The 13,105-nt window shown below is 38.2% G+C and carries 11 protein-coding genes; 9 read left to right on the top strand and 2 right to left on the bottom strand.

The features are described 5' to 3' along the window. Window positions 1-129 precede the first annotated feature (129 nt). Window positions 130-216: a type I toxin-antitoxin system Fst family toxin gene (locus tag ATZ35_RS16960; protein ID WP_431606200.1), complete on the bottom strand. Its 87-nt coding sequence runs from the start codon at window positions 214-216 to the stop codon at window positions 130-132. Window positions 217-509: 293 nt separating this feature from the next. Here ATZ35_RS16960 and kdpA point away from each other — a divergent pair, with 293 nt between their 5' ends. The 9 genes from kdpA to ATZ35_RS02345 all read left to right on the top strand — a co-directional run bounded on the left by kdpA (window position 510) and on the right by ATZ35_RS02345 (window position 12,746). Continuing rightward, window positions 510-2,192 carry a potassium-transporting ATPase subunit KdpA gene (kdpA, locus tag ATZ35_RS02385; protein WP_208929305.1) on the top strand — a complete coding sequence of 561 codons (1,683 nt, stop codon included), beginning with the start codon at window positions 510-512 and terminating at the stop codon, window positions 2,190-2,192. Between the two features lie 19 nt (window positions 2,193-2,211). Beyond that, a complete protein-coding gene (gene kdpB / locus ATZ35_RS02380) occupies window positions 2,212-4,272 on the top strand; it encodes a potassium-transporting ATPase subunit KdpB (protein ID WP_208929302.1) in 2,061 nt (686 codons plus the stop codon). Between the two features lie 38 nt (window positions 4,273-4,310). After that, entirely contained in the window at window positions 4,311-4,841 is a 531-nt protein-coding gene (locus tag ATZ35_RS02375; protein ID WP_208929299.1) for a potassium-transporting ATPase subunit C, read from the top strand. A 15-nt stretch (window positions 4,842-4,856) separates the two neighbouring features. Beyond that, window positions 4,857-7,517, top strand: a complete 2,661-nt coding sequence (locus ATZ35_RS02370; protein WP_208929296.1) for a DUF4118 domain-containing protein — start codon at window positions 4,857-4,859, stop codon at window positions 7,515-7,517. After that, on the top strand, window positions 7,517-8,203 hold the full coding sequence (locus ATZ35_RS02365; RefSeq protein ID WP_208929293.1) for a response regulator transcription factor: 687 nt from the start codon (window positions 7,517-7,519) through the stop codon (window positions 8,201-8,203). The genes ATZ35_RS02370 and ATZ35_RS02365 overlap by 1 nt, the downstream gene beginning before the upstream one ends. A 120-nt stretch (window positions 8,204-8,323) precedes the next feature. After that, a complete protein-coding gene (locus ATZ35_RS02360; RefSeq protein WP_208929290.1) occupies window positions 8,324-9,445 on the top strand; it encodes a glycerate kinase in 1,122 nt (373 codons plus the stop codon). Between the two features lie 267 nt (window positions 9,446-9,712). Next, window positions 9,713-10,393 (top strand): ABC transporter ATP-binding protein, encoded by a 681-nt coding sequence (locus ATZ35_RS02355; protein WP_208929287.1) that lies wholly within the window; start codon window positions 9,713-9,715, stop codon window positions 10,391-10,393. Further along, window positions 10,394-11,677 carry an ABC transporter permease gene (locus ATZ35_RS02350; protein ID WP_086443823.1) on the top strand — a complete coding sequence of 428 codons (1,284 nt, stop codon included), beginning with the start codon at window positions 10,394-10,396 and terminating at the stop codon, window positions 11,675-11,677. It begins immediately after the preceding gene. 127 nt (window positions 11,678-11,804) lie between these two features. Next, window positions 11,805-12,746: an NADP-dependent oxidoreductase gene (locus tag ATZ35_RS02345; RefSeq protein WP_208929284.1), complete on the top strand. Its 942-nt coding sequence runs from the start codon at window positions 11,805-11,807 to the stop codon at window positions 12,744-12,746. Window positions 12,747-12,788: 42 nt separating this feature from the next. On the opposite strand, the gene ATZ35_RS02340 is transcribed toward ATZ35_RS02345, so the two are convergent. Continuing rightward, complete coding sequence (locus ATZ35_RS02340) at window positions 12,789-13,088, bottom strand: ArsR/SmtB family transcription factor (RefSeq protein WP_244148199.1); 300 nt, start codon at window positions 13,086-13,088, stop codon at window positions 12,789-12,791. Between the last annotated feature and the right edge of the window lie 17 nt (window positions 13,089-13,105).

The following is a 13,105-nucleotide window of genomic DNA, read 5'->3' as shown; positions in this document are numbered from 1 at the left end:
TACTTTTTTGTTCTTGATATTGAAGATTAGCTCATGGTATAATAGTTTTGCTAAGAAAGAACATAAAGAGTAAGCCCCTGGAGATGGTGGTCTCCAGGGGCTTTTTTGGCTAATGTCGCCTTATTTCTGCTACTTCTTGTAGTGGTTATTTAACCAATACTCAAATAGTGAGAGTAAAATCCCAACAAGTAGCGGACAGATAAACGCTAAGAACATAAAGAGGACACCTCCATTCAGCCGCAAGACTGTTTGATAGGCGACAAAATAAAATACGCAAAGTTGGTAGGAAATTCATTTTTTTTTGGTATTTATACACCAAAAAGAAAGCGCTTCTTTATGTAAAGATAGTATAAAGACCCACCCTCAACTTTAACACTATCTTTATATAAAATTTGATATTCTTATTTTATCAAATGAAGGAGAGGAATATTCATGACGATTATTTCTGGTATTATCGCAGGATTACTGCTTATTTATTTATTTTACCAACTATTTTGGGGGGATCAACAGTGAGTGCAATTTTTATCCAACAAGCAATCTTTTTTATCGTTTTGATAGGGTTAGCTGTTCCATTAGGTTTTTATATTCATAAAGTAATGACGAATCAAAGAACGTTTTTGACCAAAATCATTGGTCCACTTGAAACAAAAATCTATTCGTTTTTAGGAACGCCAGCTCAAAAAGAAATGACCGCTAAACAATATGCTTTGAGTGTCATATTCTTTAGTTTCTTTTCATTGATATTCTTAATGGCGATGCTTTTGGGTCAAGGAGTTCTGCCGTTGAATCCAGAACAACTACCTGGAACCAGTCTTTCATTGGCGTTTAACACGGCGGCAAGTTTTATTACAAATACAAACTGGCAAGCTTATGCTGGGGAAGATACTTTATCACCCTTTACTCAAGCATTTGGCTTAACTGTGCAAAACTTTGTTTCAGCAGGTGTTGGAATTGCTGTCTTATTTGTTTTACTTCGTGGTTTTACAAGTCGAACAACAAAACATATTGGAAATTTTTGGCAAGATTTAACAAAAATTATTTTGTACGTGTTGATCCCGCTTTCTTTTGTCATTTCTCTGATCTTGATTTCTCAAGGTGTGGTTCAAACATTTGCAGGTTCTGTTGAAACTACAAGTTTAGAACTGGGGGAAAAAATCTTTTTACCTTTAGGAACGGTTGCCAGTCAAGTGGCGATCAAACAATTAGGGACAAATGGCGGTGGCTATTTTGGTGCTAACTCAGCTCACCCTTTTGAAAATCCTAACTTAGTCAGCAACTTTATCGAAAACACTGCGATTCTTTTGATCCCAGCGGCTTTAATCGTAGCGTTTGGACTGTTTGTGAAAGATTGGAAACAAGGTAGAACGATCATGATCGTTTCTCTAGGCTTTTTGATTGCTGCTTTAATTGGTGTGACCTTGAGCGAATACTACGGACCGCAATTTGCTCATGTGATTGGTCAAATGAACATGGAAGGCAAAGAAACACGTTTTGGTATTGGTTGGTCTAGTCTTTGGGCTGTTAGTACGACAGCCGCTTCTAATGGATCTATCAATGCCATGTTAGATAGTTTTACGCCGCTTGGCGGTTTGATTCCAATGTTTTTAATGCAGTTGGGAGAAATCATCTTTGGTGGTGCCGGTAGTGGGCTTTATGGCATGATCGTATTCATCTTACTGGCGATTTTTATTGCTGGCCTATTAGTAGGAAGAACACCCGAATACTTAGGGAAGAAAATCGAGCCTTTTGATATGAAAATGGCGTGTTTAGTGATTTTAACGCCGTTATTACTGACATTGATCGGAACGATGTTGTTTATTTTAAATCCGCAAGCAATGTCTTGGCTGAACAATCAAGGACCGCATGGTTTTTCTGAAATTCTTTATGCATTTTCATCACTAGCCAATAACAACGGTAGTGCGTTTGCAGGCTTGACGACAGATACGACATTTTTAAACATATTAGGTGGACTGATCATGATTCTTTCTCGTTTTATTCCGATGTTAGCGGTGATTTATCTAGCTTCCAATTTAGGGAAAAAGAAAATCGTTGCAACTGGATCAGGGACACTTTCAACGACAAATGCAACATTTGTCACCATGTTGATCATTGTGATCTTAGTGATTGGGGCTCTAAGCTTCTTGCCGTCTATGGCATTAGGACCGATCGCTGAACACTTTATGACAAAATAAGGTAAAGAAGGGGAAACAAGTGAAAAATACACAAAGCAAACGTCATGTTTATATCGATGCTTTTCGATCATCCTTTAAAAAACTTGCACCAACCATTCAATTAAAAAATTCAGTCATGTTGGTCGTTTATTTGGGCGCAATTTTGACTACGATTCTATACTTTTTAACCTTTGCAGGGTATACAGATGCCGAACCATTCTTTATTTTAGCTATCGCCGTTATTTTGTGGCTGACGATTTTATTTGCTAACTTTGCTGAAGCGATTGCGGAAGGTCGGGGGAAAGCACAAGCAGAGAGTTTAAAACAAGCTAAAAAAGAAGTTATTGCTCATAAAGCCGCTTCACTAGAAGATGCAGCACTAAAAAAATTTACTGAAATCCAGTCCTCAGAATTAAAAAAGGGTGACCTTGTTTATGTAGCGGTCAATGAACAAATTCCCATGGATGGAGACGTGGTCGATGGTGCAGCTTCGGTGGACGAAAGTGCCATCACAGGAGAATCTGCACCAGTAATTCGAGAATCTGGCGGTGATCGTAGTGCTGTTACAGGTGGTACAACGGTTGTCTCTGACTATTTGGTGATCAAAGTGACCGCTGAAAATGGAGAATCGTTCTTAGATAAAATGATTTCGATGGTGGAAGGGACAGAACGTAAAAAAACACCGAACGAAATTGGACTGCAAATTATTTTGATTATGTTGACGATTATTTTCTTAGTCGTTTCAGCTACCTTATTGCCTTTTACAAAATTCTCAAGTGAACTTGTAGGCAATGGTTCAGCCCTAGCGTTAACGACGATCATTGCTTTACTAGTTTGTTTGGCACCAACGACGATCGGCGCATTGGTTTCATCGATCGGGATTGCCGGCATGAGTCGCTTAAATAAAGAAAATGTTATTGCCATGAGTGGACGTGCAATTGAAGCCGCTGGTGATGTGGATATTTTATTACTAGATAAAACTGGAACCATCACGTTAGGGAATCGCCGAGCAAGTGAATTTATTCCGGTAACAGGAGTCAGTGAGTTTGACTTGGCTGATGCAGCGCAACTATCATCATTAGCAGATGAAACCGCTGAAGGACGCAGTATCGTTATTTTAGCGAAAGAAAAATTTGATATTCGCGGTCGTGAATTAAATCATGTTGACGTTGAGTTTATTGAATTTACAGCAAAAACCCGAATGAGCGGGATCAACTATCAAGGCGATGAAATTCGTAAAGGCGCTGCTGATACAATGAAACAATATGTTGAAGCTAAAGGAAATGTTTATCCAGAAGAATGCGATGCGATCGTTCAGCGTGTAGCCAACGAAGGTGGAACCCCACTAGTTGTGGTTAAAAATAATCAAGTATTTGGCGTAATCTACTTAAAAGATATCGTAAAAAATGGGGTCAAAGAAAAGTTTGAAGATATGCGTAAAATGGGCATTAAAACAATCATGATCACAGGGGATAATCCAATGACCGCCGCGGCAATTGCTGCCGAAGCAGGTGTCGATGATTTCTTGGCAGAAGCAACACCAGAAAATAAAATGAGCTTGATTCGTGATTATCAGGAAAAAGGTCATTTGGTTGCCATGACGGGCGATGGGACCAATGATGCTCCGGCATTAGCTCAAGCAGATGTTGCAGTAGCGATGAATACAGGGACACAAGCAGCCAAAGAAGCGGGGAATATGATCGATCTAGATTCCAGCCCAACGAAATTAATCAGTATCGTCAAAATTGGCAAACAGTTACTGATGACGCGTGGTGCTTTGACGACTTTTAGTATCGCTAATGATATTGCAAAATATTTTGCGATTATTCCAGTTTTATTCTTTAGCATCTATCCATCATTAGATGCGTTAAATATTATGAAACTAACTAGTCCGACGACCGCTATCTTATCCGCTATCATATACAATGCTTTCATTATTGTAGCGTTGATCCCATTAGCCTTAAAAGGTGTTTCTTATAAAGAAAAACCGGCTAGTAAAATCCTAAGTCACAATTTACTTGTCTATGGACTAGGCGGTGTCATTGCTCCATTTATCGCTATCAAGTTGATCGATATCATTTTGACTTTGATTTTGAATTAAAGGATTAACCTTTCAATAAAAGATAGGAGAAAAGACACATGAAAAAAATAATGATTGCTTCACTAAAAAGTCTATTACTATTTACCATTATCTGTGGTGTAATCTACACAGCGGCTGTTACGGCGGTTGGTCAAGTGCTGTTTCCAACACAAGCAAATGGTAGTCTAGTCAAAGAACAAAAGGACGACAAAATGGTTATCAAAGGTTCAAAATTAATTGGACAACCCTTTAAAGAAGCAAAATACCTACATGGACGTTCAGAACCAGCTAGCCAATTATCACCTGTTTCAAAGGAACAACAATCGCGAGTTGAAGAGCGTGTGCAAAAGGCTGATACAACAGAAGTTCCGATTGATTTAGTCACAGCTTCCGCAAGTGGTGTGGATCCTGAAATCTCAATTGAAGCGGCAATGACCCAAGTTGAGCGGATTGCTGCTGCCAGAAATATGAAAAATACCCAAGTCCGTGCTATAATCAAACAAAATATCACAGGACTTAAAATCGGACCAGTCGATTCGCAACGTGTGAATGTATTAGGTGTTAATCAATTATTAGACGAGTCTGAATAAAGGGTGGCATAAAAAGTGGAAGAGCAACGTTTAGATCCGGAACACTTATTAGAAAAATGGAAGAAAAACGAACAAAGCCTGAGGTCTGGTCGACTGAAGGTTTTCTTCGGTTATGCAGCTGGCGTAGGGAAAACCTACGCTATGTTAAAAGAAGCCCATGAACAACAAGAAGAAGGTAAAACTGTTTTAGTTGGCTACGTAGAACCACATGCCCGTCCAGAAACAGAAGCATTAGTAGCTGGGTTACCTGCTTTAGCGACAAAAGAGTATGACTATAAAGGGATCACGATCAATGAATTCGATGTAGATGCTGCTTTACAAGCTAAACCAGATATTATTTTGGTTGATGAATTAGCACATACAAATGCAATTGGTACTAGGAATAAAAAAAGATACCAAGATATTGAAGAATTGTTGAAAGCAGGGATCGACGTTTATACGACGGTCAATGTCCAGCATATTGAAAGCTTGAACGACGTGGTTGAACAAGTCACTGGTGTTCATATTTCCGAAACCGTACCAGACACCTTTTTTGAAACAAGTTCATTAAAAGTCGTCGATATTGAAACAGAAGAGCTGTTGGAACGCTTGAAACAAGGAAAAATCTACCATTCAGAAAACGCCAAAAAAGCAATGGCCAATTTTTTCAAAACAGATAATTTAACTTTATTACGGGGATTGGCGATTCGTAAAGCGTCAGATCATATCAATACAAGTAACCAGCAAGAAACACAAAAAAATACAGGTATCCATTCTAAATTACTGACGATTATTGATGAAACAAATCCAGATATGACAAAAAAATGCCTACGCTGGACTGCTCGTTTAGCGCAAGCATTAGGGACTGAATGGATTGCATTGGAAATTTTGGAAGATATGTCTGAGCATTCAGAATCAGATAATTCAAAATTAGCTGTCAAACTTGGTGGTGAAGTGATTACCTTAGAGAGTGATAATCAAAGAGAAACGATTATTCAATATGTGAAGATGCGTGGTGTCACCGATTTGGTAATGGGAAAAGCCATCAAGCGTTCCCGTTTTATTCGTTTGTATCGTCCAGATTTAGAAGATGAATTAGTCGCTTTTATTCCAGAGGTCGATATTCATTTAGTTCCCTATCAGTCTAATAAATACTTATTAAATAAGTATGCTGCCAAGAAAAAGAACCTCCAAAGTATTTTTACCTGGAAAGATTTTTATATGACGATCGGATTGCTAGTAATTGCAACGTTGTTATCTGAATTAGGTTCTTATTTTCACATCGGAGATCAAAATTTGATCTTGATCTACATTCTTTTTGTGTTGCTAGTAGCACGAATAACAACAGGCTATTTGTGGGCGGCGTTGGCCTCGATTGCCAGTGTTTTGATGTTCAACTGGTTTTTTGTTGAGCCACTATACTCCTTAACTGTTTATAAACAAGGGTATCCAGTGACGTTGATTTTCATGCTTTTAGTGGCATTATTAGTTAGTAATTTGATGATGCAAATTAAAAAACAAGCTTTTTATGCAATGAAACGTGAACATCAATTAGAAATTTTATATGAACTCAATAAAAAATACCTTGTTACTCACGATCAAAAAGAAATTTTAGCTACAACCGCTGACTATTTATCGAATATGCTGGACAGAGAAGTTGTTTTATATGGGGAATATGAGCTGAAAAATCCAACAGGTGCACCAATTAAAGGACCTTTGAGAAGTTTGGAGGAATTGGCGGTTGCTAACTGGGTATTTGTCAATCAAAAACAGGCAGGCTATGGAACAGATACATTAATGGGGGCAAAAGCACTCTATTTACCCGTGTTATCAAACGGAATCACCTTAGCGGTTATCGGCATCGAAAAAAGTAAAGAAAATCCAATCACAGATGAAGTCATCAGCTTTCTAGAATTGATTTCTACGCAATTGGCGTTAGCTATCGAACAGAACAAACTAACCTCAGAGCGGCAGCAAATTTTATTCGAAAGTGAAAAAGAACGGATGCGGGGCAATTTACTGCGGGCAATTTCACATGACTTACGAACACCGCTTACTGGAATTTCCGGTTCTGTAGAAACGATTTTAGATGACAGCGATATGAGTAAACTCCCAGAAGAAACGAAGCGGAAACTACTTGTCGGAATCAAAGAAGATGCAGATTGGTTGATCCGCATGGTCGAAAATTTATTGTCGATTACACGGATCAATGAAGAAACGATGAAAGTTGCCAAAAGTAAAGAAGCCGCGGAAGAAGTCGTGACCTCAGCGATTCAGCGGATCAGAAAAAGTTATCCAGACAGTGAAATCATTGTAAAGTTGCCAGATGAATTTGTTTTAGTTCCAATGGATTCTATTTTGATCGAACAAGTTTTGTTTAATTTGATGGAAAACGCGATTCGTCATTCAGACACTCGCACTCCAATTCATGTTTCCGTTTCATTATCCGAAAAAGAGATCATCTTTGAAGTAGCGGATCAAGGGAAAGGCTTAACCGCAGAACAAATTAAAGTATTGTATAATGGGATGGCGAAACAAAGTACACCAGTGGACTCTAAGAGTGGAATGGGTATCGGATTATCGATTGTTAAAACGATCATTATGGCGCATGATGGTACTCTTAATGCGGCAAACAAACCCCAAGGCGGCGCGATTTTCACCTTTACTTTACCGCTTGAGAGAAAGGAGCAAAAATAATGGCCACGATTTTGATTATTGAAGACGATGATGTGATTGCTGAATTTATTGGTGCTGTTTTAGAAAAAGAAAAACATACGATTCATTTAGCTCATTCTGCGTTAGAAGGTCTATCGACATTTCGGATGTGGTCAATGGATCTGATTTTATTAGACCTAGGTTTACCTGATCAAGATGGGATCGAAGTCTTGAAAAAAATTCGGGAAACATCTCCTGTACCGATCATTATTATCTCCGCTCGTGATCATGAAAATAACAAAGTTGAAGCGTTGGATCTAGGTGCGGATGACTATATTACCAAACCTTTTGGCACGCCAGAATTACTTGCTAGGATCAGAACAGCATTAAGACATGCCAGTAGTAATGTTAATGCTCCAGCAGAAATAAAAAAAATCATCAATGGTGAGTTATGCATCGATATTGAACATCACACCGTTACTAAAAAAGGTAAAGTGATCCACCTAACGCCAAATGAATACAAGATCATCCAAGTTCTCGGTGAAAATATTGGAAAAGTGCTGACACACACGTCTATTTCGCAAAAAGTTTGGGGACCTTATAGTAATGAGAGCCAAACCTTACGAGTCAATATGTCGAATATTCGCAAAAAAATCGAAGATAATCCAGTTGAACCAGAATATATTTTGACAGAGATCGGGATCGGTTATCGAATGTTGGAAAAATAGTGTAAAACAGGCTAAGATAAAAACAGAAATGTTTTGTCCTAGTCTGTTTTGTTTCTCTACAGCTAAGAAAATTGATGATAAAATAAAGAGAAGAAACGTATACAAAAAGGTGGGCTGAAGATGAAGGTTGTAACAGCGATTGACTCTATGAAAGGGTCAATGTCTAGTATTGAAGCGAATCAAATCATTACGGACCTCTTTACTGAAAGAGGACACGAAGTCAAAGCAATCGCGATTGCTGATGGTGGTGAAGGAACCGTTTCAGCCGTTGTGAAAAATGGGAATGGAAAAAAAGTCACAGTACCAGTTCAAGCGTTAAACGGAAAAATAGTGAATGGTGATTTTGGTTGGTTTGATTCAAAGAAATTAGCTGTGATCGAATCAGCAACAGCTTCTGGTATTCAGTATTTAGATGGGACTGAAAAGACTCATCCGACAAATACCTCTTCATATGGGACTGGAGAACTGGTTTTGGCAGCGGTTGATCACGGAGCTCAAACGATTGTGATTGGGTTAGGCGGAACAGGAACAGTTGATGGCGGACTTGGTTTGCTAAGTGCCTTAGGTATTGAATTTTTTGATCATGAAAACCAGCTGTTGCCAGCTAATGGTGGTAGCCTGGGGGAAATCGCTCATTATTCGGCGCACCGTTTAGATCCACGTTTAGCAGATATTACGTTTTTGATTGCTTCTGATGTGGAGAGTCCTTTACTTGGTCCATCAGGCGCTGTCTACATGTTTGGGCAGCAAAAGGGATTAACGAAGGATGAATTGTCCAACTACGAACGCAATATGAAACATTATCAAAAAGTAGTAAGTGGAACAGATGCTTCTTTTGTGGGAGATGGTGCAGCTGGTGGACTTGGCTTTGCTATCAGAGTCTTTTTAAAAGGAACTATTCGTTCTGGGTTTGAATTTATTTCGGAACAAACCAATTTAGAAACAGTGATTGAACAAGCTGATTTAGTCATTACTGGTGAAGGTCAGATGGATGATCAAAGCCTTCAGGGAAAGGTACCTGTTGGAATTGGGCGGATCGCTCAAAAATACAATGTGCCAGTGATTGCTTTCGTAGGTAGTTTTACTGGTGATCCAAAACGATTTAGTGAAGAAGGTGTTTCGGTGATCATTCCAATCATTGATCATATTACGACACTGGCTGAAGCGATGAATGAGGCCAAATCAAACTTGCATAAAGTAGCAAGTCGAACCTTAACTTTATTGATGTTGATGAAGAACTGAGGTGTCCTATATGAATTTATGCTCAGTTGCTTGTTATAAAAAGTATTGTAAAACAACGTTTGTTAGCGCTAACAGCTGATGGATGTTGTTTTTTTATCAAACTTAAGTCCGAAAAATATAGGTCTTAGGTACCATGACAAGAGGGCGAAATTACCGCAAAATGATAAGAGAAAGAAGCAGGAAGGAGTAAATGAAAATAGGGAAAATTGGTTTGGGAAAAAATAATGTAATCAAACACACAATGATAGAATCAATGGAGGGGAAAACATGTCTGTAATTGAAGCAAGAAATATCAAGAAAAGCTATGGCCGTAATGAATCAAAGTTTGATGCATTAAAAGGTGTGGATCTAAAAGTAGAAGAAGGTGAATCAGTTGCGATCATCGGGAAAAGTGGATCAGGAAAATCAACATTTATGCATATTTTAGCATTGTTAGATAAACCATCATCAGGTGAAATTTTATTAAATAATCAAGATGTAACGAGTATCAGTAAAAAAGAGTTAGATAAAACGAGAAATAAACAATTTGGATTTGTGTTTCAACAATTTTTCATGAATTCTAAAGATACAGTCTTAAATAATGTCATGTTACCGTTAAAAATCGGCGGTATTTCAAATAGTAAACGTAAAGAAATGGCACTTGAAGCACTAAGAGCCGTTGAATTAGATGACAAAGTCAATAATAAAGCCAACAACCTATCTGGTGGCCAAAAACAACGAGTTTGTATTGCACGTGCTTTAGTTAATAATCCTAAAATCATTTTTGCAGATGAACCTACAGGAAACCTAGATTCGACAACAGGTGATAAGATCGAGCAGCTACTATTTGACTTGAACAAAGAAAAAGGAATCACGCTGATTATTGTCACGCATGATCCAGAACTTGCTGCGCGTTGTGATCGACAAATCCATGTTCGTGACGGATTAATTGTGGGAGGGGACGAATAAATGAAATTTAGTGATATTTTAAAATCAGCTAGTTCAAATTTAATGCGTAACAAAGGGCGTACGATTCTAACGATCGTAGCCATCTTTATAGGAGCATTTACAATTTCACTGACAACCGGAGTCAATATTGGGGTCAATGATTATATCGATAAACAAGTTGGTAGTGTCGGTGGTCAAAATCAAATCATGATCCAACCAAAAATGAGTGGGAGCACTGGTGAAGAAGGCGAACCACAGAAATATGATGAGGACAAAAAAACAAGTTCTATGCAGCAACAAGAAGCTTTAGATAGCAAAGATCTTGAAAAAATCAAAGAGATTAAAGGAATCAAAAATGCGGAAGCAATGAAATCTGTTTCAACAAGTTATATTTCAGGAAAGAATGATGAAAAATATGTCTTTTCAGGAATGCCGATGGTAGAAGAATTGAGTGTAGATTTGGAAGCAGGTAAAGCGGCAGATCAAAATAGTTCAGAGTTTCAAATCAATTTAGCACCAGAATATGTAAAATCTTTAGGCTATAAATCAAGTGAAGAAGCAATTGGGAAAACCGTTAAAATTGCAGCACCTTCAGCTGCTACTGGAGAAGAAAAAGTAGTGGAAGCAACCATCGTTGGTGTCCGTAATACAAGCTTGATCCAAGGCGGAATGTCGTTAATGAACCGTTCTCTTGCTGATGAAATCTCGAAAATCAACGAAGAAGGGTTACCTGAAGCGATGAAAGGACAATACGGTCTGATCATGGGGGAAATGAGCAAAGATGTAACCAAAACAGAAATTGCAGATGTGAAAGAACGCTTAGATAAAGCGGGTTATATGGGACAAACAGTTGAAGACCAGATTGGTATGATCAGAAACGTGATCAATGCAATCACAGGTGTTCTAACGATGTTTGGTGCCATTGCCTTATTAGCAGCAAGTTTCGGGATCATCAATACATTATATATGTCAGTGCAAGAACGTACTAGAGAAATCGGTTTGATGAAAGCCATGGGACTTAGCAGTGGGAAAGTCTTTACGATTTTCAGTGTAGAAGCGGCATTGATTGGATTTTTAGGTTCTTTATTAGGAATTTTAGGAGCAGTCGGAGCAGGTGCTTTGATCAATCAAATCGCAGCTGATTCCTTCTTAAAATCATTAACAGGCTTTACATTGATTCAATTTTCAGCATCATCATCTGCTGTGATTATTCTAGTGATCATGGGAATTGCCTTCCTTGCAGGAACATTGCCAGCTAGAAGAGCAGCTAAATTAGATCCAATTGAATCATTACGTTATGAATAGGCGTTAAAGGATAAGAACAAGGCTTAAAATGTCTTGTTCTTATTTTTTGTAAGCATATTTTTTACCTAAATAAAAAATAAGGAGTATACTAAGTTCACATTTAGTCAAAAACGGAGGATTTATAAATATGAAAGCAGTAGTAATCAATCAATATGGCAGCAAAGATGAATTAATTGAGCAAGACGTAACATTACCTGAATTAAAAGAAAACCAAGTGCTTGTCAAAGAGCAGGCAACATCGATCAATCCAATCGACTGGAAATTAAGAGAAGGATATTTAAAACAAATGTTTGACTGGCCGTTTCCAATTATTTTAGGCTGGGATGTGGCAGGTGTGATCACCGAAGTGGGTAGCTCAGTGACTGACTGGAAAGTGGGCGATAAAGTATTTGCTCGTCCTGAAACAACCCGTTTTGGCACGTATGCTGAAGAAACAATCGTTGACGAAAGCTTATTAGCGAAAATTCCAGAAAATATTAGTTTCGAAGAAGCCGCAGCTGTTCCTTTAGCTGGATTAACAGCTTTACAAGCACTTTTTGACCATGGCAAACTTCAAAGTGGCGAAAAAGTTTTGATCCATGCAGGAGCTGGTGGTGTTGGTACGTATGCAATCCAATTAGCAAAACAAGCAGGCGCTTATGTCATTACGACGGCCAGTGAAAAAAATCATGCTCTGTTAGAAAAATTAGGGGCAGATGAAATCATCGATTATCATACAACCAATTTTGCTGAAGTGCTGACAGATATCGATTTAGTCTTTGATACGATGGGTGGCGATATCCAAAAATCAAGTTTTTCTGTACTTAAACCAAATACAGGACGTTTGATTTCAATCGTTGGCATCGCAGATGAAGTGTTGGCTAAAGAAAAAAATATCCATGCCGAAAGCATCTGGCTTCAAACAAATGGCAAACAGCTTCAAGAAATTGCTGATTTAATGGCTTCAGGTAAAGTAATTTCAGTGATTGGTGAGGTCTTCCCATTCTCTAGACAAGGTATTTACGATGCTCATGCATTAAGTGAAACACATCATGCCGTTGGAAAAATCGTTGTGAAAATGGCTGACTAACGAAATAAACCATCCTCAACCCATGCGTGTGTTGAGGATGGTTTATTTCGTTGTTTTTCCTGCTCTAAAGCGAACTAGTTCTAGTAATCCTGGTAATTCTTGCTGGATATAAGCTTGATTTAAAACATAGGTTTTAGTTGTGCCAGTTTTGATCTCTTGAATCAGCTGAGCATCTTTGAGTAACTTTATGTGGTGAGATAAGGTGGATTTTACAATATTATATTTTTCTGACGTTAGTCGTTTTTCACCATCAATCAGTAAACAAGTCACAATGTTTAAACGGATCGGATCACTAATTGCTTGTAGCGCTTGAAGAACAGGATCATTGTGGTCAGTAGGCATTTTATTTTTCATAAACA

Source organism: Enterococcus rotai, assembly GCF_001465345.1.
Taxonomy (GTDB): domain Bacteria; phylum Bacillota; class Bacilli; order Lactobacillales; family Enterococcaceae; genus Enterococcus_L; species Enterococcus_L rotai.
This window is presented reverse-complemented; position numbering and strand designations above follow the sequence as displayed.

Bases quoted from the DNA above. Each gene is read 5' to 3' on its own strand.
- ATZ35_RS16960 (WP_431606200.1), bottom strand. From the start codon at position 216: ATGTTCTTAGCGTTTATCTGTCCGCTACTTGTTGGGATTTTACTCTCA.
- ATZ35_RS02375 (WP_208929299.1), top strand. From the start codon at position 4,311: ATGAAAAAAATAATGATTGCTTCACTAAAAAGTCTATTACTATTTACC.
- ATZ35_RS02365 (WP_208929293.1), top strand. From the start codon at position 7,517: ATGGCCACGATTTTGATTATTGAAGACGATGATGTGATTGCTGAATTT.
- ATZ35_RS02360 (WP_208929290.1), top strand. From the start codon at position 8,324: ATGAAGGTTGTAACAGCGATTGACTCTATGAAAGGGTCAATGTCTAGT.
- ATZ35_RS02355 (WP_208929287.1), top strand. From the start codon at position 9,713: ATGTCTGTAATTGAAGCAAGAAATATCAAGAAAAGCTATGGCCGTAAT.
- ATZ35_RS02350 (WP_086443823.1), top strand. From the start codon at position 10,394: ATGAAATTTAGTGATATTTTAAAATCAGCTAGTTCAAATTTAATGCGT.
- ATZ35_RS02345 (WP_208929284.1), top strand. From the start codon at position 11,805: ATGAAAGCAGTAGTAATCAATCAATATGGCAGCAAAGATGAATTAATT.
- ATZ35_RS02340 (WP_244148199.1), bottom strand. From the start codon at position 13,088: ATGCCTACTGACCACAATGATCCTGTTCTTCAAGCGCTACAAGCAATT.